Genomic DNA, 23401 nt, shown 5'->3' on the forward strand with positions numbered 1-23401 from the left:
TCAAACACAAACATGCTCAGTCAGCTTAGTTTTCTCTTTTAACAGATAGCAAAGCAAGATCTTGCAGCGCTTTTTTGTAAGGTGAATCAGGTAAAATTGCAATAACATCAAAGGCTTTTTGGGCCTCCTGCTGTGCAGTTTGTAACGTAAATTCGAGAGATCCACAGTCTTGCATAATCTGTAAAATACGATCTAACAAATGTCGCCCATTACCTTGTAAAATAGCTTGACGAATTAATTCAGCATCATCACTGTTGCCAGCATTATGCATAGCATGTAACAACGGTAATGTTGGTTTACCTTCATTAAGATCATCACCTAAATTTTTACCCAATTTTTGATTACTATCAGCACTATAGTCCAATAGGTCATCAATAATTTGAAATGCGGTACCTAAAAATTTACCATACTCTTGCAAGGCTAATTCTTGCTGCTCATTAGCGCCAGCTAATACCGCAGCAGAATGGGAGGTGGCTTCAAATAAACGCGCGGTTTTGCGATAAATAACTTCCAAATATTGCTCTTTAGTAATGTTTGGATCATTACAATTAATTAACTGTTGCACTTCACCTTCAGCAATAACATTTGTTGCCGCTGACATGATAGTCAACACTTTAAACGATTCGGTGCGTACCATCATTTGAAATGATCGCGTATAGATATAATCGCCAACTAATACGCTAGCGGCATTACCAAAAAGTGCATTAGCGGTTGATTTTCCACGTCGTAAATCAGATTCATCAACCACATCGTCATGTAGCAATGTCGCTGTATGAATGAATTCAATAAAAGCAGCAGCAATAATGTGTTTATCGCCCTGATAATTAAGCGCCTTAGCAATTAATAATGCGATAACAGGGCGAATACGTTTGCCGCCGCTGCTAATAATATAATTACCTAATTGATTAATTAAAGCGACATCAGAGCTAAGCTCTGCCTGTATTGCTGCGTTAACTTTTACTAAGTCATCTTTTATAAGATCGAGAATTTGATTCATTGATGGATTATTCATCAGCCTAACCGCTAAAAACAATAGAAATTTATTGACTATTATCTGATAAATCTTTTTGTGCAACAAGTTATTGATATATCATCTTTAAAAAAAAACTACAAATGATAAGCATTTTCATTTAAAATGCCATCCTTAAGTAAAAAATGATAATTGTTATGAAGATTAACTTTGATATTGATATCAATACTGAAAAAGATCCGCAAATTGTTGCTCAGAAAAAGCCGAAAGGTACTTATTTATTTACCTCCCTTTCGGTCGCTTCACACTTATGCTTATTCGCCTTATTATTTAGCTCTGCACTATTTGCCAAAGATATCATTGTTGAAGAAGGAGACAACTCAATCAAAGCTGTGATGGTTGATTTATCACAATTAGCAGCGCCTGAACAATCTTTAGTTGAAGACAAACCTGAAATAAAAGGTGACAATAACAGTGATGTTATCGACAATAAACCTATTGAAGAAACACCAGTAGAACCAGTTGTTGAGCCAGAAGTTATTGAAGAAAAAAAACCAGAGCCAGAACCCGTTAAAATACCGGATAAACCAGTTATCACACCTGAAAAAGAGGTGGTAAAGCCACAACCCAAACCAAAGAAAAAACCACAACCGACACAAAAATCATCACAACAACAAGTTAGACAAGAAGTTGCAAGTGAAAATATGGCTAGCACTTCGGTCGCACCTAAAATATCGGATAATCGCCAATATTCGGCAAGCGCTTCTCCAATTAGTCGAAATCAACCAGAATACCCTAGACGAGCACTCGATATGCGTTTAGAAGGATATGTCATTGCTATGTTTGATGTTAATAGCGAAGGGCGTGTTGAAAATATCAGAATTATTGAAGCGCAACCCAATAATATTTTTAACCGATCGGTAATTAATGCCATGAAGACATGGAAATACAAACCTATTGCTGCACAAAATTTAAAAATCAAAATTGTATTTAATCGGGATAAATCAATTAATTTAGACTAATAATCAAACGCTAGACTATATACAATTCATTAACAATAATTAAACTAAAAGCCATAATCTTTTTAAACAATGATTATGGCACTTTTTATCACTCAATAACCGATGCTTTATTGGCCATCAGCTTTTCAATTTCACTAGGCTCTTTAGGTACAGCAGAAGTGAGCACTTCGTTACCCGATGAAGTAATTAAAATATTATCTTCAATACGAATCCCAATCCCTTTATATTGATCAGGTACATCGGTATTTTGGTTAATATATAATCCTGGTTCAACAGTCAACACCATACCTGGTTTTAAAAGATAAAGGCGATCACTTCCTACATCGTGAACATCAATGCCTAACCAATGCCCTAAACCATGCATATAAAATTCAGTATACGCCTTATCAGCGATCAATTTATCCACATCGCCTTGCATAATACCTAATTTTACCAATCCCTCGACCATAATTTTAATCACGGTCTGATTAACTTGGTTAATTGAGTTTCCGGGTTTTAAGAGCTTAATTGCGGCATATTGTGATGCCAGAACAATATCATAAATTTCACGTTGAGCCTGACTAAATTTACCGTTTATAGGGAATGTTCGCGTAATATCACCCGCATAATGCTGATACTCACATCCCGCATCAATGAGTACCAAATCACCCTCTTTCAATGGTGCACTATTATTTTCATAGTGTAAGATACAGCCATTATTACCGCTTCCAACAATAGTATTATAAGCAGGATATCGGGCACCATGACACGCGAATTCATATAAAATTTCTGCCTCTAAGTGATACTCATACAAGTTTGGCTTACATTTTTGCATAGCCCTTCGGTGAGCTTGAGCACTGATATCACAAGCCTGCCGTAAAATATTTATCTCAAAATCTGATTTAAACATTCGCATTTTATGCACAACAGGCCGCCAATCACTGATTGAAATTGGTTTTAAACCAGTGGATTTACCTTCTTTGATTAAAGCTCGTAATGCTTTTTTAATAATCTTATCCGCGTATTGATACTGCTCATCGGCATAATAAACGATATCTTTTCCCTTCAAGATTTTTGGTAAATTAGCATTAATGCTGTCAAAACAATAAGCCTCATCCACCCAAACTGTGTCTAAAGCAAGCGCTTGCCCTAAACGATAACCGGTCCATGTTTCAGCTAAAGGATCTTTTTTTCGATTAAATAAGACATAACGTGCCTGATTATCATGTTGTTTAATTACTACAAAAACCGCTTCTGGCTCATTAAAACAAGTAAAATACAAAAAATCACTATTTTGCCGATAAGGGTAATGCGTATCGTTACTTCGAACAACTTCTGGCGCTGCAAAGAAAAGTGCCACACTATTGGTTGCCATTTTAGCAAGTAATGTTTCACGACGATTACACAGTTCAGTTTTAATATCTGTATCTATCATTTTAATGATCCTAAAAAGAAATGATTATTCCAATTAATGAATAGTCGGTACAATATCTGATTCATTAAATTCATCGTAGCACAACATTGAGGTGATACGGACATACTCTTTAATTTCTTCAAAAGCAAAACCAAGTTCTTGCTGATCCTCATTTTCATCATAACCAAGCTTGACTATTTGACGTAAATCATAAATCGCTTCGCCAACATCACCTTTTAATCGGTTAATCGTTGGTTGAACTAAACCTATTCCCAGTAAAAAATGATTAACCCAACCAACTAATTCATCGATCTGCGAAAACAGATCATGCTCACTAAGTAATAACTCAAACTCAAAATTTTCATTAGAAAATTGCTGTTTGGTTAAATCATAAAGCTTTTTAATTTGTTGCTCTAATGGTTCTGCAATCGCCTCTCCATTATTTAACATATCCTTGACTAATGGACGCCAACTTTCATCATGATTACCACCCGCTAAAATCCCGGATATAAAACCATGTAATTCAGCAGCATTAATCCCAATGTTACATTCGATTAATTGACGATTTAATTCGTCATAGTTAATAGTATCAGTCATTACCCCACCCTGATCTTGTCACGTCAATAAAATGCACCCTGCACTTTCACTAATAATTAGTATATAATTCATACCTAGTTATAAATAATAAACAGGTTACCAAGCTTTATAAAGGAATTATTTTGAACATTGCAAGTTTATTCATCAAATTTCCCCTGCTATTTATCACGTTTGCTTTAACATTAACAGCCTGTAGTTCATGGTCATCAAACAAAGGTGTTATTATTCTCGATCTACGCGATAAAACCCATACCTATGTAAAAAGCCAAGATTTACCAAACCATTATAAATTAGGAACGAGTGAACAAGAACTGCAACGATTTGAAACATTCTGTGAGCAAGAAATTAAAATTTCAAAGCATGATGGTAGCGAAGAGGCCGTTTTTGAAAACATTAAACATGGTGTTCATGGGCAAGTTGAATTCAAAAAGTGTAGTGATAAGATCACTCGAATTTACCAATATTGATAAAATATGACTAATCTTGAGGTATTACTAAAAATAATATTAACTGTTTCAAAGTTATATTAAATCTTACTGGCGTTTCTGGCAGTTTTTATTTATATTGTTCGCGTAAATGATAATATTTTTGGGAGTAAAAATAACTATGTACAAGCAAGATGTCACAATTACTGCATCGAATGGTCTTCATACCCGTCCTGCTGCACAATTTGTCAAAGAAGCAAAAAACTTTAACTCTGAAATTACAGTTACATCCAATGGTAAGAGCGCAAGTGCTAAAAGTTTATTTAAATTACAAACTTTAGGATTAACACAAGGAACAACAATTACAATTTCTGCTGAAGGCGAAGATGAAAAAGAAGCAGTACATCATCTAGTAAAATTAATTCCAGAATTAGAATAATAACTCCCAATTAGCTATGAACAGTTTTAAAATTGAATAAGGATTAAATGTTATGGTATCAGGTATACTTGTTTCTCCCGGTATCGCTTTTGCAAAAGCGTTATTATTAAAAGAAGAGCCTATTGTTATTAATAATAAACAAATTCTTGATAACAAAATCGATGCAGAAATTGAACGTTTTAAAGAAGCTCGTCAAAAGTCTAGCGAGCAACTTAACGCTATCATGGAACGAGCTAAATCAACATTAGGTGAAGATAAAGCGGCTATCTTTGAAGGTCATATTATGCTTCTTGAAGATGAAGATCTTGAACAAGAAGTTATTTCACGAATCGAAAGTAAACACTCAAGCGCCGATGCGGCAGTACAATCTGTATTTGAAGCACAAGCAAAAGAGCTTGAAAATTTAGACGATGAATATCTAAAAGAACGTGCAGCAGACATTCGTGATATTGGTAAACGATTACTAAAAAATATTTTAGGCATCGAAATTGTCGATTTAAGTGCAATAAGCCAACCTTGTATTTTAGTAGCAACGGATCTTACACCCTCTGAAACCGCTCAATTAAATTTAGAAATGGTGTTAGGCTTCATCACTGATGCAGGTGGACGCACTTCACACACATCAATCATGGCTCGTTCATTAGAAATTCCAGCAATCGTGGGGACATCTAATGCAACACAAGAAATCAAACAAGGTGATTTTGTAATTTTAGATGCCATCAACAATGCAATTTACATCAATCCGGATCATTCAACTCAAGAAAAGCTAAAACAAGTTCAAGCAAAATATCTTGCCGACAAAGAAGAACTCGCTAAATTGAAAGATTTACCAGCTGTTACCCTTGATGGGCATCAAGTGGAAATTTGTGGCAATATTGGTACCGTACGCGATATCGCTGGTGCAGAACGTAATGGTTATGAAGGTGTTGGTCTTTATCGTACTGAATTTTTATTCATGGATCGTGAAAGTTATCCTGATGAAGAAGAACAATTTAAAGCGTATAAAGAAGTAGCACAAGCCACTAATGGTTTATCTGTCATCGTCCGTACTATGGATATTGGTGGTGATAAAGATGTTCCTTATATGCATCTTCCAAAAGAAGAGAATCCATTCCTAGGCTGGCGAGCGATTCGTATTTGCTTAGATAGAAAAGAAATACTTCATGCTCAGTTGCGCGCTATTTTACGTGCATCAGCATTTGGTAAACTTCGCATTATGTTCCCAATGATTATTTCTGTTGAAGAAATTCGTCTATTAAAATCAGAAATCAATATTCTAAAAGAACAATTAAATGCAGAAGGTAAAGCATTCGATAAAAATATCGAAATTGGTGTCATGATTGAAACGCCAGCTGCTGCGGTAATTGCACATCATTTAGCGAAAGAAGTTGATTTCTTTAGTATTGGTACTAATGATCTAACACAATATACATTAGCCGTTGATCGTGGTAATGAGCTTATTTCACACCTTTATAATCCACTTTCACCATCGGTATTAACTTTAATTAAGAAAGTTATCGATGCGTCTCATCAAGAAGGTAAATGGACAGGAATGTGTGGTGAGCTTGCTGGTGATGAAAGAGCCACTATCTTATTACTTGGTATGGGGCTTGATGAATTCAGTATGAGTGCGGTATCTATTCCGAAAATTAAAAAATTAATTCGTAATACTAATTACCAAGAAGCGAAAAAATTTGCAGATACAGCATTAGAAAAAGCAACAGCTAAAGAAATTCTTGATTTAATACAAACTTATACCGCTGAAAAGCAAATTTGTTAGGAGACAACGATGGGACTGTTCGATAAAATAAAGCAATTTGTGTCCGATGATAGTAAAAATAGCATCGAAATTATTGCGCCACTAAGTGGTGAAATTGTCAAAATCGAAGATGTACCTGATGTGGTTTTTGCTGAAAAAATTGTCGGTGATGGTGTTGCAATCAAACCTTCTGGGAATAAAATTGTTGCGCCATTAAGTGGTAAAATTGGCAAAATCTTCGAGACCAATCATGCTTTCGCCATCGAATCAGACGAAGGTATTGAGCTTTTTGTGCATTTTGGTATTGATACAGTAGAACTAAAAGGTGAAGGTTTTACACGTATAGCCGAAGAAGGTCAGCAAGTTAAAGTAGGTGATACAATTATAGAGATTGATTTACCATTACTGGAAAGTAAAGCAAAATCAGTCTTAACACCGGTTGTCATTTCCAACATGGAAACCATTGCCGAACTAACTAAATTATCGGGCACTGTCGAAGCAGGAAAAACACCAATAATGCGAGTTAAGAAGTAATTACTGATCTTGTTAGCTATAAAAAAAACCTTCAGTCCAAAAACTGAAGGTTTTTTATTGATTCAACTATATTGAATCAATAAAATCAGATTAACGCCACTTTTTATACTGATTAATTAAGTTATTGGTTGATTGATCGTGAGAACTTACCGGCTTATCATCAGCCAATTCAGGTAAAATTCGACCCGCTAACTGCTTGCCAAGTTCAACGCCCCATTGATCAAAACTAAATATATTAAGGATAACACCTTGTGTGAAGATTTTATGTTCATACATCGCAACTAATGCACCGAGAGTATAAGGCGTAATTTTTTTCACTAAAATTGAATTAGTCGGTTTGTTACCTTCAAATACTTTAAATGGCACAACGGATTTAACTTCATCTAAACGTTTACCTGCTGCAATAAACTCTTGTTCAACTTGCTGCGCTGTTTTACCAAAAGCCAATGCTTCTGTTTGAGCAAAAAAGTTAGATAACAATTTTGGATGATGGTCCCCAACCGGATTATGGCTGATAGCTGGTGCGATAAAATCACAAGGGATGAGCTTAGTACCTTGATGAATGAGTTGATAAAACGCATGTTGCCCATTGGTTCCTGGTTCACCCCAAATGATTGGACCAGTCGTATACGTTGTTTTATTACCATTACGATCAACACTTTTACCATTTGACTCCATATTTCCTTGTTGAAAATAAGCAGCAAAGCGATGCATATATTGATCATAAGGTAAAATAGCTTCGGTTTCAGCACCACAAAAATTATTGTACCAAAGCCCTATTAACGCGAGTAATGCAGGAATATTTTTATCAATTGGCGCACTTTGGAAATGTTTATCCATAGCATGACCGCCAGCTAAAAATTGTTTGAAATTATCAAATCCAATGGATAAAACAATCGATAACCCGATTGCTGACCACGATGAGTATCGCCCACCGACCCAGTCCCAAAATTCAAACATATTTGCCGTATCAATGCCGAATTTTTCAACTTCTTTGGCGTTAGTTGATAACGCGACAAAATGTAATGCAACCGCTTTATCATCTTTTGCAGCATCAAGTAACCATTTACGTGCAGTTTGCGCGTTGGTCATGGTCTCTTGGGTAGTAAACGTTTTAGATGCAACTAAAAATAAGGTTGTTTCAGGATTTAATCCTTTGAGCGCTTCAACAATATGCGTACCGTCAACATTCGATACAAAATGCATGGTTAAATGATTTTTATAAGGGCGTAAAGCTTCTGTAATCATATGTGGACCAAGATCCGAACCACCAATACCAATATTGACAACATCGGTAATTGCTTTACCGGTATAACCTTTCCACTCACCGCTAATCACTTTTTTACTGAATGACGCCATTTTTGCCAGTACGGCATTAACGTCATCCATGACATTTTTTCCATCGACATAGATCGGGTTATTTTCTACATTACGCAATGCTACATGTAAAACAGCACGGTTTTCAGTACGGTTAATTTTTTCACCACTATACATCGCTTTAATTGCGCTATTTAAATCACATTCTTGCGCCAATTTGTAGAGAATGTCCAATGTCTCTTGTGTCACACGATTTTTTGATAAATCGACCAAAAATTCATCTTCAAATGGAATACTGAGTTTTTCAACACGATTAGGTTCATCTTTTAAGATCTGTGCAATAGTTTTATTATGGTGTTTTTGGTAGCTTGTTTGCAGTGACTTCCAAGCGGAAGTAGTAGTTGGATCAATTGACTTTAACATAATAAATTCCTTAAATAATATAGCATTACTAACCATAATATAACTATGACTAACATGATGCAAGATAAGGATCTTTTATCTTTTATTTTTAAATTAATCACGCTAAAAATTTATCAAAAGCGCTATGTAATGGTCCTTTCAAACAATTTTTTTAATCTTCCTTCTGCAACATTGTCATCTGACTTGGCTTACCAAATATTCAGTTTTTGGGTTGCGAAGTTCGGGAAGTTCTTGTACTGAGTTTGACAGCGTTCTTAATGGGGATCAAATACCACAAAATCGGTGACACCACCGGCTACCTATCATCCCTTTGCCCCATGCGCCGACTTTTTGCAGTATTTTAATAAACTTACTTGCCTTCACTATAGGTATATACAAGATAACAAATTGACTCACGCCCATTAGTCAACGCGCCGGCGATGAAACCTGAGTGAGGTGTATGGAAATTTAGCGTTTTACCAATCGATTTATCATGGATAATTTCTGCATAGACCCGAGGTAAAAAAACGGAAATACCCAATTAATTAGGGTGCTATCCCATAAAAATCAAAGTTGTTTTCTACCCATCTCGTATCCCACCCAATGACAGAAAAATTCAATTTATAAAATAGACATCAAACGACATTACATAGATAGTGAATGATTAACACCAAACCAGTTAATTTATTACTATTTCTTTAAATGAAGACATGATTTATTTTCACTTAATCATCAATAGTTAAATTACGTGTGGTTAAATCATATGGTGTTAATTGATAAACGTAATAGTTCAGCCAATTACTAAATAATAAATAAGCATGGCTACGCCATGTCGCTTTAGGAGCTAACTCAGGATTATTGTCAGGAAAATAGTTATAAGGTATTTGTGGATTAATACCGGCTTTTAAATCACGAAAATATTCATTAGCTAACGTGAAAGAATCATATTCCGGATGGCCAGTCACAAACGCCATACGTTTATCGGCTGTTGCCATTAAATATGGTCCGGTTATCTCAGATTCTGCCAAAATGGTTAAATCAGTGTAATGTTTAATTTTATCAACAGGAAAATCAGCATAACGCGAATGAGGGGCTAAGAAAGTATCGTCAAAACCGCGTGTTAAAATGGCATTAGGCTGAGCGATTTGGTGCTGATAAACCCCAGATAGTTTTTGCGTGCGTGTAAATTTTGGCAAATCATATAAAACATTTAACGCTGCTTGTACCGCCCAACAAACAAATAAGGTGGAAGTCACATGATCTTTCGCCCATTTGATAATTTCAGTCAATTTAGGCCAATAAACAACATCTGAAAATGCAACTTTGCCTAATGGCGCACCGGTAATAATAAGCCCATCAAAATTCTGATCTTTTATATTATCAAAATCACAATAAAAACTATTTAAATGCTCAGCCGGTGTATTTTTTGATTCGCGTTGATCAATACGTAATAGCTGGATATTAACTTGTAAAGATGAGTTGGAAAGTAAGCGTAAAAATTGATTTTCAGTCTCGATTTTTTTAGGCATTAAATTAAGAAAAAGAAGCTTGAGTGGACGAATTTCTTGAGTATTGGCCCGAGATGAAGTCATAACAAATACATTTTCATTACGTAATACATCAACCGCAGGTAATGAGTCAGGAATACAAATTGGCATAACAAAAGCTCCTAAAAACAATGAGTTATTTTTAAACACCTAAAATAGACGTCTAGAAATCCATATAGCTAAATATAGAGTGTTTTATATTATTTGTCGAGATTTTTATTTAATCAATTAGCTAACATAATTCACAAAAAATCATGAGAATAGTTAACCGTTATTATAGGATAGATGAAAGCTTATCGAGCTAAAGATGATATAAGAAAAATCAATACACGTTAAAAAGCTCGGGTATCAGTTCGCCAGCTATCTGCGGTTAACGCTTCACCAAAATAACTATTAATTAATTTTTGGGTAATATCGCTTAACGGCGATGCTAACACTTCTGCTGTGTTACCATACTCAACAACATCCCCATTATGCATAACTAAAATTTCATCACTAATATGCTTCATCATACCAATATCTTGTGTGACATAAACATAAGAAATATTATGCTCGGCTTGTAGTGATAACATTAAGTTAACAATTTGAGAACGCATTGAAATATCTAACGCCGCCAAAGCTTCATCAAGAATAATGACTTTAGGTTTTAATATTAATGCCCTAGCTAATGCGACTCGCTGTTTTTGCCCCGCCGCCATAACCGAAGGATAATAAGCAGCATGCTCAGGTAATAACCCAACTTGTTTTAATACATCACTAATTAATCTTTCACGCTCATAAGCATTATATTTAGTATTATGTTTTAAAGGTATTTCTAACAATTGACCAATGCGTAATCTTGGATCAAACGAACTTTCAACATGTTGAAATATCATGCGAATAAGTTGACAGCGATAATGATAATCGCCATATTCAACCTTATTACCGTCAAGCCAAATATCGCCACTATCTGGTTTTATCATACCAACCAACATTTTAGCCAACGTCGATTTTCCCGATCCATTTTGCCCAATAATGGCTAACGTTTTTCCTTCATTTAACGAAAAAGATACCGGATTAACAGCATTAATTAGCAGCGTACCCAACAAGCCTTTAGGTATTTTAAAACGCTTCGATAAATTACGCACTTTCAGTATTGGATTCATGATCTGTTCCTATTTTATATAACTACTCATCCATATTTAACGGAAAATGACAAGCAACAGAATGATCTTTTATCGAGATAAGGTCAGGTGCTTGAATACATTTTTTTTGAGCATAAGGACATCGTGGACCTAAACGACAACCGATAGGTAAGTGTTCGAGTGATGGAATTACACCCGGAAGTGTATTTAATGGGCTTTTGTGTGGCATAGCTTTACCAAAATCAGGAATAGCATAAATTAAAGCTTGAGTATAAGGATGATAAGGCGATTTAATTAAATCTTCGCTGTCAGCAATTTCAACCGTTTGCCCACAATAAAGGACATTGATCCGGTCGGTCCATCTGGTGACCATCTGTAAATCATGACTAATAAGTAAAATCGTCGTACCAATATTTTGATTCATACTGGCAAGTAATCTAAATATCTGCGCTTCTGTGGTTGCTTCCATAGCATTAGTTGGTTCATCCGCAATTAATAGTTTAGGTTGATTGGCTAACGCAATAGCAATCATGACTTTTTGACACTCACCTTCTGTTAATTCAAACGGGTAAGATTTTAATATCTCTTTATGGTGTTTAATCCCTACTCGGTGCAGTAATTCAACTGCACGATTTTTGCGCCAAAATAGCCGCTGCCACCAATGTCCTTTAAACGTTCGCCTTGGAATTGCATCAACTAATTGCTGGCCAATTTTCATAGACGGATCTAAACAAGATTGTGGTTCTTGAAATATCATCGAAATATGTGCGCTAATGACCTTGCGACGTTGCTTTGTCGTTAGTTTAAGTAAATCAATATCATTAAAATAAAAACGATCGGCTGAAATCTTCCAATTATGATTCGTCACACCCAAAATAGCTTTAGCAATCAGACTTTTACCTGAACCCGATTCACCCACTAATCCACGAATTTCACCTTCTGATAATTTCAAATTAACACGATCTATCGCGCGTAATAGTCCATCTGGGGTGATAAATTCAATGGTTAAATTACGAATATCTAACAAAGCCATAATTAATGTCCTGCTCGACGGCCATATAAACCAAAATTGAATAGATAAACAAACGTAATTGTCGCAGACACCGCTAAACCTGGAGCTAGAAATGCTAAATAATTACTATCAATAATATCTTTCATTTTAAACATCATCATACCTAAATCTGGGCGTGAAAGATCGTTGGCAAAGCCTAAAAAAGTGATAGTCGTTATGGCTAAAATAATTGAACCAAATAGCGAGACAATCTCAGTCAAATATACAGGTAAAATATTAGGTAAAATATAATGATTTAAAATTGAAAATGGCGATAAGCCATCAAGACGATATGCCGTGATATAAGTTTTATTCCATTCATTAATCGCCCGTTGATGAATATTATAAATAAAACGTGGCGTATAGGATAAGCCAACGACAAATAACATATTGGTGATATCATCTTCCCATAATAAGCTAATGACAATCACACCTAATAGTGGTGGAACTACCATACAAAATCGAAAAATAAATATGACAAATGGGCGTATAAACGAAACAAAAAACATAAGGTAATTAATTAAACCACCAATTACTACCACATAAAATACCGCTTTTAGTGTCATTGATATTGTGGAACGATATCCAATAAGCAGATAATCAAAAATATCTTGCCCATTAGCATTGGTACCTAAAATATGATTCAAATCCCCATTTGCCCACCAAGCTGGCGGTAATAATGTTGGATAAATAGGATTTAAATTGGCATGAAAAAACCACTTCGTTGATAACGCCACAAAAGCGATAGCTAATATGCCATAAAATCCGACAATTGAATAAAGATTACTATGCAATCGATTAAAGCATAATTTTATGTTTTTAAATAATTGTGCAACCTTAGACATAGTGTTCCTTATGGCGCAAAGGATAGATAGCAATTGCCGTAATATCGCCTAATAAGGTGAGTAGGCTTATTACAGTACCACAAGCAAGAATCGCAATAGAAATAATAAAATAATTATGGTGATGATAAGCAATCATCACCCATTGCCCTAATCCCACTCGATTGAATAGAATTTCAATCACCATCGTTGAAAATAATAGTGTTGTTGTATTGTAAGTCAATTGTGGAATTGTCGCAGGAATGGAATTAGGTAACAAATGGCGACGTAAAATTTTAAAAGGTGATCGCTCCCGAATAATCGCCATTTTAATATAATTTTGTCGTGAAGTACTTTTAACATTTTGACTGACTAACTGAATCGTCATAATGCTCGGTTGAATGGCTAAAATAATGATAGGCAATAACAAATGATGCAACTGATCAAGCAGAGCGGGTAATTTGACTTTTTTAGATGAAATTAATATATCCAACAAAGAGGTACCAGTAATAGATGGTGATACATTAAAATTCATTGATACCGACCAAGTAGGCGATAACAAGTACATAATAATGATAACCAGCATAACGATTGGGCAAGAATATAGCAATAAACTCACTAAACGAATGGCGGTATTTAACCAGTTAATATTGCTTAAACCCAGAAAGATACCTAAAGGTAATCCAACAAACAAAGCGACCAATAAAGCCAAAATACAAAGTTCAAATGTTGCCAACAGTGTATGAAAAAACGGCACAGTTTCACCTGTTATCAATTTAAACTGCCCTTGAAGCAATTGCTTAAAAAAAGCACTGTAGGCATCAACAAAACTTAGACTATTGAAATTAAACATTGAATTAGGCGCAAAATAGACTAAACAGAAGCTAATCTGAGCCAATACGCAGATAATAAATAAAAACGTCACTATTTTTTTGAAAATATAGATAATCATTGTTTATCTTTATCGCTAGTATAAATAAAACACGGTAGTAGCTATTACCGTGTTTTATTTAGTTGATTGATTAATCAGGTATAACCGGTTTACTTGCTGCGGCATAAGCATGATCTTGCGCACTTAAACCGCCAGCATTACCTTTTCCTTGATATTGATAATCCGCTTCTTGACGTGATTTTATACCCGTTTCCGATATCACATAATCAGGTGCAGGGGCTTTTGTCATCACTGACGAAGAGTAGCCGGTTGAATGCGTAATTGTATTATCCAATTTACTCTCATTGGTATTTTGTTCGATATCATTAAAATCAAACTGCAAATTACCTTCAGGTTGATTCGATACTGACACCGTATCATTAACCACTGCACCATCACTTGCTACTTGATCTTCTTTAATAATAATCGGCAATAATAATGAAGGTATCACTGCCACAGCAGTATTAGGTTCATCCTGAGTCAATTGACTATAATCAATCGATACGCGTCCTAAAGCTAATTCTAATGATGCCGCAGCAAATGGCAACGGCATTGGTGACTGCTTAAGTTCAGTATTTTTAACTCGTCGCTTATTACGTTGACCGTTCATACGTAAATGCCTTGATGTACGTCGTTGGCGTTTAGGTTGTACATCAGCAATAACATTATTATCCGTTGGTTCAGCGGCAATAACTGGCAACAATAAAGTTGGAATAATGACTCTTTCATTTGTTGTTCCGCTTTCAATTTGATGTTGAGTAATTGTCTCAACATTTTTCACGCGAACGCTTTTGGTTAATGTGCGCTGTTGTCGTCTTGGTTTAACCTCTTTTGGCTTACTTGGTGCTGTTTCGTTCGCCACTTTATCTGCTTTCGTTGCATTAACAGTAGTTGCCGAATTTGCATGACTATTTTGTTTACTTCGACGATGATTAGTTTTATTACTCACTTCTTTTACTACAGCTTCAGAAGAAGATGGCGTTGTCACTAACTCATTATTGGCGTTATTGACGGTATTATTTTGACGATTATTACGTTGACGCCTGTTATTTGAACGCTGATTATCGCGTCGTTTGGCCGGTTGAGGTTTGACTTCTGGCTGTGGTTTTTCTTTTTCACCTGCAAATAATTGGCGTATCTTACCGAATAACCCACCGAAAAAGCTTCCTGAATTTTCAGCTTTTTTAGTTTCAACCTTAACTTTTGTAATGGTACTAGCTTCGACTTTAGGACCTGATAAGACCGCTTGTTCAACAACCACTTCCGTTGCCTGATCTTCTTCCTCTTCTTCAAGTTCACGGATCAATTTAGGCAGATTATAACTTAGTACATCAGTCTCTTCGCCACTTCGTTTACGAATCACTTTATAAAGTGGCGTTTCCATCTCTTCATCACCTGCTATGACAATTTTCACATCTGGGTGCATTCTTTCAATATTAGTGATGGCGCGACGTTTTTCATTAAGTAAATAACTGGCAATAGGAACGGGAACAATTACATCAATCTGAACAGTATTATCCTTCATTGCCTCTTCTTGGATTAATCGCAAGATAGAAAGTGATAATGAATTATTATCACGAACCGTACCCGTCCCTTGACAGCGAGGACAAATATGATGCGTGGCTTCTCGTAATGAAGGACTTAAACGTTGACGTGACATTTCAAGTAAACCAAAGCGCGAAATACGAGTGGTTTGAATCCTTGCACGGTCAGTTTTCATCGCTTCTTTTAAACGATTTTCAACTTCGCGTTGGTTACGAATTGGGGTCATATCAATAAAATCGATAACAATTAACCCACCTAAATCGCGCAAACGTAACTGACGGGCGATTTCCTCTGCGGCTTCAAGGTTAGTATTAAACGCGGTTTCTTCAATATCACTACCACGGATTGATTTGGCTGAGTTAATATCTATCGCGGTTAAAGCTTCGGTTGCATCAATAACAATCGAACCTCCAGAAGGTAAGCGAACTTCTCGCTGGAATGCTGATTCAATTTGTCCTTCGATTTGGAAATGATTAAATAACGGCACATCACCATCATAAAGTTTTAATCGGCTAACATATTCTACTCGCCCTAAATCAACAAGCCGTTTTTTAGCAATTTCAAGCACTTTAGGGTTATCAATTAAGATATCGCCCACATCATCACGCAAATAATCACGAAATGCCCGAGTAATAATATCACTTTCTTTATGAATTAGGCTCGGCGCTGGATGATTTTTCGATTCGTTTTGGATCGCTGTCCAATAGTTAACTAATGCATCTAAATCTTGCTGTAACTCTTCTTGGCTTTTACCTACACCAGCAGTTCTAGCAATAACGCCCATACCTTTAGGTTTTTCAATCGCATCAATAATGCGTTTTAAATCGGCTCGCTCTTCACCCTCTATTCGTCGTGAAACCCCACCTGCACGAGGATCGTTTGGCATTAAAACTAAATAACTCCCCGCTAAACTAATGTAAGTGGTAAGCGCTGCACCTTTTTTGCCACGAATTTCTTTTTCGATTTGAATTAAAACTTCTTGGCCTTCTTGTAAATTTTTAATACTTCGACGACCAGTCACATTAGAGGGGAAATAGCTATCAGCAATCTCTTTTAGGGGTAAAAATCCATCACGTTCACCACCATAAGAAACAAAAGCCGCTTCCAAACTTGGATTAATTTTAGTAATTTTGCCTTTATAAATATTGGCCTTTTTTTGCTCATGCCCAAGACTTTCGATATCTAAATCATATAAGCGTTGGCCATCAACAAGAGCAACACGCAGCTCTTCTTGCTGGGTTGCGTTGATTAGCATTCTTTTCATTATTCTACACTCTTAATTAATCTTAATTAATTGTAGGTAGAACCTTACTATTAATAAGTGCTTATTTTCACAATGATCATTAATGGTACTTAACTAAATATTTTGATACGGTATTCATTATTTTAGTTGTGTTATTTTTGTTATTATTTTATGTGAATCCAATATCTGTTACACAATATCTATACAAAATTTTAGGCATCATTAGAATTCAAAAATCTTGCATACTTTTTGAACTATTCCTAAACATATAATTCATCGATATTATTACTTTGGTTAATTTGCAAACCGCAGTGAGGTTATCGACCTTGGCTAACAAACTAAATCTTTATGTGATTGTTTAAAATAAACATATTATTTAATTATAATGATTCTACTTACGCTATTTTATTTTTGATAAATTGTAATGTCTAACGCCATTGCTGCATTACAAGGATAAAAAATCCTGTCTTATTATTAACGTTTCAGCAAAGGATAGCAAGTAAATTAAACTTCAAATTTTATAGATAGTTAGCAAGTTATTTTAATTGCCTTATAAATACTGTTGAGTCAATAGTCAAAAACTAAGCTTATTCCCAATATACTTTATACTAAAACATCATAATAACCTGAAATATTTTTACAGTTTTTTTATTCTGTGATTGATAACACAAAATCGAGAATCAAAGCTCACTCGCTTAGTGCATATCTAAATCGATTGAGTATAATGACTGTCAAACAATGGTTAAAGAGAACACCTTACTTTATGAATAATTGTGAAAAAAATGCATTAGTCGAATTTACTTCACGTTGGATACATCAATTTGATGGCGCGCCGCACAATGACGAACTCCACGCTCTGCCCTCTCCTTGTATCATAAAAACCCAAAATTTATCGGTTTATTGGCAACCTTTTTTATTACAGCCACCGAAAAATCTAATGATTATTGAACAAGTCGTTGGTCTTAAATTACACCCAAGTGCTCATCTTCTTTATGGTAGCCAATATGCTGGCAATATGAGTGCAATCTTTGACAATATTGAATTACTCTTAATACAAGCTTGGAATGATGATGATTTTTCGAATCTGGAACAAAATTTAATTGCGCATCTAACCCAACAAAAAAAATTAAAAAGGATCCCCACTATTTTTATTGCGTCAACCAATGACAGTACCGAAATTATTGCAATAAATAATTTAACAGGGGAAGTCGTCAAAGAGGATTTGATTAGTGGAGAATTGACAACGTTAAGTCAGGATTTAACCGCTTTTTTAAATAAATTAATTGTTACTTGTTAAACAATAATTGTATACCAATAACGCATTAATTATATAGATAATAAACAAAATTAACTATTATCGAAATTGTATCTTACAAAATAATGTGTATATAATGCATTGAAAGTCATTAGATCAGATAGGTGAATTATGTTTGAAAATTTAACAGCAGCTCCCGCCGATCCCATTTTAGGATTAGCAGATCTTTATAATAAAGATGAACGCACTAACAAAATTAATCTTAGCGTTGGTGTTTACAAAGATGAAACAACTAAAACACCTATTTTAGAAAGTGTAAAAAAAGCAGAACACTTTTTATTAACTGATGAAACGACCAAAAGTTATTTACCTATTGATGGTGTCAATGCTTTTAACGTAGCAACTCAAAAACTTCTGTTTGGTCGTGAAAATGAACGTGCAAGAACCGCGCAAGCGCCGGGTGGAACGGGTGCATTACGAATTATGGCCGACTTTTTAGCACGCCGAACTAAAGTAAAACGAGTTTGGGTCAGTAATCCATCTTGGCCAAATCATCGCAGTGTATTCCAAACAGCAGGGCTTGAAGTGCGTGAATATCATTACTATGACCCACAAAACCATGAACTTAATTTTGATGCAATGATGAGTGATTTAAGTCTAGTTGCAGCTGGTGAAGCTGTGCTATTTCATGGTTGTTGCCATAATCCGACAGGCATTGATCCGACCACAGAACAATGGCAAGCCATTGCCGATTTAGCCTTAAAAAATGGTTGGTTACCGCTTTTTGATCTGGCTTATCAAGGTTTTGGTCAAGGCATTGAAGAAGATGTTTACGGATTAAAGTTGTTTGTCGAAAGTCAACCAGAACTACTGATTGCTAGTTCTTATTCAAAAAACTTTGGCCTGTATAACGAACGCGTTGGCGCATTTACCTTAATTGCTGCCGATAGTGAAATTGCCGATCGCGCTTTTAGCCAAGTTAAAACCATTATTCGAGCAAATTACTCAAATCCACCTGCGCATGGTGCAAAAATCGTTTCTTATATTTTAAACAATGATGAATTAAAAGAAGAATGGATAGATGAATTAACCAATATGCGACAACGTATTCACCGTATGCGTCAATTATTTGTCAAAACCTTACAAGAAAAAGGCGCTAACCAAGATTTTAGTTTCATCGCTAAACAAAATGGTATGTTCTCATTTAGCGGTTTAAGTGAAGAACAAGTACTAAAATTGCGTAACGATTATGGCATTTATATTGTCAATTCAGGACGAATTAACGTTGCAGGCATGACGTTAGATAACATGTCAAGACTGTGTGAATCAATTGTAGAGGTTTTATAAAATCTATTTTGATATAAAATTGGGGTGAATTAATTCAATCTTTCATAAGATAAAATTAGTATCACCTACCGATTTTTTAGCAACTGCACCATATTACTGAAAATATAGCGGCTTGATAGCACTATTTTCTGACCTTTTAAGGCATTGTATAACATCCATCCATAATTATCGTGCCATTATTCACAATATTGCTTCTTAAAATATCTTCTCCACTACAACACATAACACGATATTCCTTTTAGTTATAACAATAGACAAACTGATTATTAGACGATGATCGAATTATTATGAATAATTATTAAACAGAGTAGAGAATAATTATTGAGGGTGATTTAGTGGCATCACACGTTATAGATTTTTTGATTTTAGGTAATAATTTTGGCACGAGTGAAATGCGCGCCATTTGGTCAGAACAACATCGTTTAGAAAAACAAGTACAAGTTGAAGTCGCCCTGGCGCAAGCACAAGGTGAACTGGGTGTGATACCTCGCGAGGTTGCTGATGCAATTATTGAAAAAGCCGATGCTTCTCAACTATCTATTGAACAAATAGCCGATGAAGCCGCTAAAGCCAAACACTCCTTAATGTCAACTATCAATGCACTGCAAAAACAAGTCGGCGAAGCAGGTCAATTTATTCATTATGGCGCAACGACCCAAGATATTGTTGATACGGCGACAGTTTTACAACTAAAACAATCATTTGCAATAATTGAGCGTGATACCAAACTGATCGCGAATGAACTCAAACGGTTAGCCAAACAATATCAATATTTACCGATGGTTGGGCGTACTCATGGTATGCAAGCACTTCCAACAACGTTTGGCTTTAAGCTTGCAGTTTGGTTAGATGAGTTTGTTCGCCACTTACAACGGTTAAATGAAATTAAACAACGAGTACTGGTCGGTAATATCAGTGGCGCAATTTGTACCTATGCATCAATGGGTGAGCTAGGGCCGAAAATTGAACAGCAGGCATTAACCTTACTCGGTCTTAATACTCCGAATATTGGCTGGCAAGCCGCGCGTGATCGGTTTTCAGAATACGCATCAGTCATCGCCTTAATCAGCGGCACACTCGGTAAAATTGGTAATGAATTTTATAATTTAATGCGTACTGAAATTAATGAGGTAGAAGAGCCTTTTTCAGACGGAAAAATTGGCTCAACGACCATGCCACATAAACGCAATCCAGCAGCACTAGAAGGTCTTGCCAGCTTAACGGCGCCATTATTAAAAAGTGTGGCGCTAATTCATGAATCGATGAAAGTTGAACATGAACGTGACGCCATGAGCTGGCGAGCTGAGTGGATCGCCATGCCTGAAATTAACCTTTATATTTCTGCACAATTACAAACAGCATTAGCTGTTTTGAAAGGTTTAAAAGTCAATGCCGAACAAATGCTCACCAATTTGTCATTACAAAATGGCTTATTACTGTCAGAGAAGGTCATGTTTGAAATCGGTAAACGGTTAGGTAAACAGACAGCACATCATTTAGTTTATCAAAATGCAATGAAGGCTTTTGAACAGCATCGCCCCTTTAAAGCGGTATTATTAGAAGATCCCAACTTGAACCAAGAATTTACCGATACTGAGCTTGAAAACTGGTTAAATCCAATTAATTACTTAGGATCAGCATCCGAAAAAGTCCAGCAAGTGATTGATTATGCGGATAAAAGCGGAGTGTTAATATGATTTTTCGCTTGATGACTTATGATGATATTCCTGCTTATCAAACGTTATTACACAATGCCTATCAGGCAGTCAGTCAATTAGGCATTCATTTTGCCGCTGCGACTGTTGACCGATTTACCATTGCCAATCACATTGAATCGAATGCGGTGTATGTTACTGAAAAAGATAGCGAATTAGTATCAACGTTGAGTATTCGCTTTCCTTGGGGTAATAATCCTGGACCTTATGGCTTACCCCATTTAGGCTGGTTTGCAACCAATCCCCAATATAAAGGTCAAGGCTATGGCAATGCATTATGGGACTGGGTAGAAAATCAAATTTTAATCAATCAATTAAAATTACCTGCGGTTACATTAGGTACTGCACAAAATCATCCTTGGTTAGCACAAATTTATATCAATAAAGGTTATCGTCCGATTGGTCAAGCTGACTTAACACCAGATCACACTACACTTTATTTTGAAAAAATACTTAATCATAAAAATTATACTCAATGGAAATCAAGGAGTAATTAACGATGAGAACAATAAAAACGATAGTATCGGCCGTATTATTTGCAAGCTTGACGTTACTAGTTGGTTGTGATGATAAAGCGACCAATCAAGCAACAGAACAAAAGGTCATTAAAGTTGGCTCGACAGGACAAAGCTATCCAAATGGCTTCAAACAAGACGGCAAGTTAATTGGTTTTGATGTGGAAGTGACACAAGCGATTGCTAACGAGTTAGGCTATCAAGTTGAATGGGTCATTGCTGAATTCGGTGGCTTAATGGGGCAGTTCGATTCAGGGCGATTAGATACCATTGCCAATGCTGTTGCAATAACGCCGGCCCGTCAAGCCAAATACGATTTTTCCAATGCTTACAGCTTTTATGGTAGCCAAATAGTTACACATAAAGATAATCAAACCATTAATACTCTTTCTGATTTTAAGGGTAAAACTATTGCTGGCGTGCTGGGTTCAAATCACATTAACAATTTGAAAAAAGTATTCCCAAATAATGAAGTCACAATTAAAACTTACGAAACAAGAGACGGCGCAATGTATGACACTGAATATCAGCGTGTTGACGGTTATGTAAATTCTAAACCAATTTTACTTGCTGAAATTAAACGAAAAAATTTACCGTTTAAATTAGTCGGTGAACCAATAACTATCGAACAAGTAGCGTTCCCATTTAGTAAAGATGAAAAAGGTAAAGCACTACGTGAAAAATTCAATCAAGCTTTAGAAAAATTACGTGCAAATGGTACATTGAAAAATCTATCAATTAAATATTTTGGCGAAGATATTACCTCATGAATTTTAACATAGACTATTTTTTAGGTGTGTTCCCGCAGATTTTACCTTATTTGCCAGTAACACTCTTTATTTCTATCGTATCGATTATTTTCGCCATTGTTTTAGGACTCGCTATCGCACTAGTAAGAAACAATAACATTGTTATTGTCGATTCGATTTTTTCGCTGTTTATTTCGCTATTTCGAGGGATCCCTTCAGTTGTTTTACTATTTATTATCTATTATGGCTTACCCCAAATTTTTCCTGCATTAAAACAGATGGGCGCAACTACAGCGGCCATTATCTGCTTTAGCCTAAAATATTCAGCGTATTTAGCCGAAATTTTTCGGGCAGGATTAACATCAGTCGATATTGGTCAAAAAGAGGCAGGACTTACATCAGGTTTGAGTATCTTTCAAGTTTATCGAGGCATAATATTGCCACAAGCTATGGTCAACGCTCTGCCAAATACTGGTAATATGTTTATCTCTTTACTTAAAGATTCATCCGTGGCTTTTTTTGTTGGTGTGCAAGAATTACTTGCCGCAGGGAAGATGTTAACGGCAAACTCTTTTCTTTATTTTGAAACCTACTTAGCGGTGGGGATTGTCTATTGGCTAACTGTTGTTGCTTATTCTTGGATACAAAAACAGTTAGAACGTAAACTCACCAAGCCCTATCATCGTTAAGGAGCAAAGGA

The 23401-nt window shown here is 35.7% G+C and carries 21 protein-coding genes; 11 read left to right on the plus strand and 10 right to left on the minus strand.

The features are described from left to right. Positions 1-25: 25 nt before the first annotated feature. Positions 26-1012 carry an octaprenyl diphosphate synthase gene (ispB, locus tag J3U56_RS08850; protein WP_267334147.1) on the minus strand — a complete coding sequence of 329 codons (987 nt, stop codon included), beginning with the start codon at positions 1010-1012 and terminating at the stop codon, positions 26-28. A 155-nt stretch (positions 1013-1167) separates the two neighbouring features. Here ispB and J3U56_RS08855 point away from each other — a divergent pair, with 155 nt between their 5' ends. After that, a complete protein-coding gene (locus J3U56_RS08855) occupies positions 1168-1992 on the plus strand; it encodes a TonB family protein (RefSeq protein ID WP_267334146.1) in 825 nt (274 codons plus the stop codon). Between the two features lie 88 nt (positions 1993-2080). Here J3U56_RS08855 and pepP read toward each other — a convergent pair whose 3' ends face one another. Beyond that, positions 2081-3406 (minus strand): Xaa-Pro aminopeptidase, encoded by a 1326-nt coding sequence (gene pepP, locus J3U56_RS08860; protein WP_267367395.1) that lies wholly within the window; start codon positions 3404-3406, stop codon positions 2081-2083. Positions 3407-3439: 33 nt separating this feature from the next. Beyond that, positions 3440-3982, minus strand: coding sequence for a UPF0149 family protein (locus J3U56_RS08865; protein WP_267334144.1), 543 nt, complete (start codon positions 3980-3982; stop codon positions 3440-3442). Positions 3983-4104: 122 nt separating this feature from the next. On the opposite strand from J3U56_RS08865, the gene J3U56_RS08870 reads away from it, so the two are divergent. The 4 genes from J3U56_RS08870 (at position 4105) to crr (ending at position 7139) form a co-directional block, all read left to right on the plus strand. Then, complete coding sequence (locus J3U56_RS08870; protein WP_267334143.1) at positions 4105-4449, plus strand: hypothetical protein; 345 nt, start codon at positions 4105-4107, stop codon at positions 4447-4449. Between the two features lie 139 nt (positions 4450-4588). Then, positions 4589-4846, plus strand: coding sequence for a phosphocarrier protein Hpr (gene ptsH, locus J3U56_RS08875; protein WP_065634096.1), 258 nt, complete (start codon positions 4589-4591; stop codon positions 4844-4846). Positions 4847-4898: 52 nt separating this feature from the next. Then, positions 4899-6626, plus strand: coding sequence for a phosphoenolpyruvate-protein phosphotransferase PtsI (ptsI, locus tag J3U56_RS08880; RefSeq protein ID WP_267334142.1), 1728 nt, complete (start codon positions 4899-4901; stop codon positions 6624-6626). Between the two features lie 9 nt (positions 6627-6635). After that, the gene (gene crr, locus J3U56_RS08885) at positions 6636-7139 is read left to right on the plus strand and encodes a PTS glucose transporter subunit IIA (RefSeq protein ID WP_065634094.1); all 504 of its coding nucleotides are present in this window, start codon (positions 6636-6638) and stop codon (positions 7137-7139) included. 90 nt (positions 7140-7229) lie between these two features. On the opposite strand, the gene pgi is transcribed toward crr, so the two are convergent. The 7 genes from pgi to rne form a co-directional block, all read right to left on the minus strand. Continuing rightward, entirely contained in the window at positions 7230-8879 is a 1650-nt protein-coding gene (gene pgi, locus J3U56_RS08890) for a glucose-6-phosphate isomerase (protein ID WP_267334141.1), read from the minus strand. Between the two features lie 704 nt (positions 8880-9583). Beyond that, a complete protein-coding gene (metA, locus tag J3U56_RS08895; protein WP_267334139.1) occupies positions 9584-10516 on the minus strand; it encodes a homoserine O-acetyltransferase MetA in 933 nt (310 codons plus the stop codon). A 221-nt stretch (positions 10517-10737) separates the two neighbouring features. Then, positions 10738-11553, minus strand: a complete 816-nt coding sequence (locus tag J3U56_RS08900; RefSeq protein ID WP_267334191.1) for an ATP-binding cassette domain-containing protein — start codon at positions 11551-11553, stop codon at positions 10738-10740. A gap of 19 nt (positions 11554-11572) precedes the next feature. Further along, complete coding sequence (locus J3U56_RS08905; protein WP_267334138.1) at positions 11573-12562, minus strand: oligopeptide/dipeptide ABC transporter ATP-binding protein; 990 nt, start codon at positions 12560-12562, stop codon at positions 11573-11575. Between the two features lie 2 nt (positions 12563-12564). Further along, complete coding sequence (locus J3U56_RS08910; protein WP_267334137.1) at positions 12565-13425, minus strand: ABC transporter permease subunit; 861 nt, start codon at positions 13423-13425, stop codon at positions 12565-12567. After that, positions 13418-14353, minus strand: coding sequence for an ABC transporter permease subunit (locus tag J3U56_RS08915; RefSeq protein ID WP_267334136.1), 936 nt, complete (start codon positions 14351-14353; stop codon positions 13418-13420). Before J3U56_RS08915 ends, J3U56_RS08910 begins: the two co-directional genes overlap by 8 nt. A gap of 70 nt (positions 14354-14423) precedes the next feature. Next, positions 14424-17141: a ribonuclease E gene (gene rne / locus J3U56_RS08920; RefSeq protein WP_267344538.1), complete on the minus strand. Its 2718-nt coding sequence runs from the start codon at positions 17139-17141 to the stop codon at positions 14424-14426. Between the two features lie 742 nt (positions 17142-17883). Here rne and syd point away from each other — a divergent pair. The 6 genes from syd (at position 17884) to J3U56_RS08950 (ending at position 23390) form a co-directional block, all read left to right on the plus strand. Continuing rightward, complete coding sequence (gene syd, locus J3U56_RS08925; protein WP_267367397.1) at positions 17884-18417, plus strand: SecY-interacting protein; 534 nt, start codon at positions 17884-17886, stop codon at positions 18415-18417. 129 nt (positions 18418-18546) lie between these two features. Beyond that, the gene (locus J3U56_RS08930; RefSeq protein ID WP_267344534.1) at positions 18547-19722 is read left to right on the plus strand and encodes an aromatic amino acid transaminase; all 1176 of its coding nucleotides are present in this window, start codon (positions 18547-18549) and stop codon (positions 19720-19722) included. A gap of 335 nt (positions 19723-20057) precedes the next feature. Next, positions 20058-21419, plus strand: coding sequence for an adenylosuccinate lyase (purB, locus tag J3U56_RS08935; RefSeq protein WP_267367399.1), 1362 nt, complete (start codon positions 20058-20060; stop codon positions 21417-21419). Beyond that, complete coding sequence (locus J3U56_RS08940; protein ID WP_267344532.1) at positions 21416-21934, plus strand: GNAT family N-acetyltransferase; 519 nt, start codon at positions 21416-21418, stop codon at positions 21932-21934. Before purB ends, J3U56_RS08940 begins: the two co-directional genes overlap by 4 nt. Before the next feature lie 2 nt (positions 21935-21936). Further along, a complete protein-coding gene (locus J3U56_RS08945; RefSeq protein WP_267367402.1) occupies positions 21937-22722 on the plus strand; it encodes an amino acid ABC transporter substrate-binding protein in 786 nt (261 codons plus the stop codon). Continuing rightward, positions 22719-23390 (plus strand): amino acid ABC transporter permease, encoded by a 672-nt coding sequence (locus J3U56_RS08950; RefSeq protein WP_267334129.1) that lies wholly within the window; start codon positions 22719-22721, stop codon positions 23388-23390. Before J3U56_RS08945 ends, J3U56_RS08950 begins: the two co-directional genes overlap by 4 nt. Positions 23391-23401 lie beyond the last annotated feature (11 nt).

The sequence above is a fragment of the Gilliamella sp. B2824 genome (assembly GCF_026536245.1).
In the GTDB taxonomy this organism is placed as follows: Bacteria; Pseudomonadota; Gammaproteobacteria; order Enterobacterales; family Orbaceae; genus Gilliamella.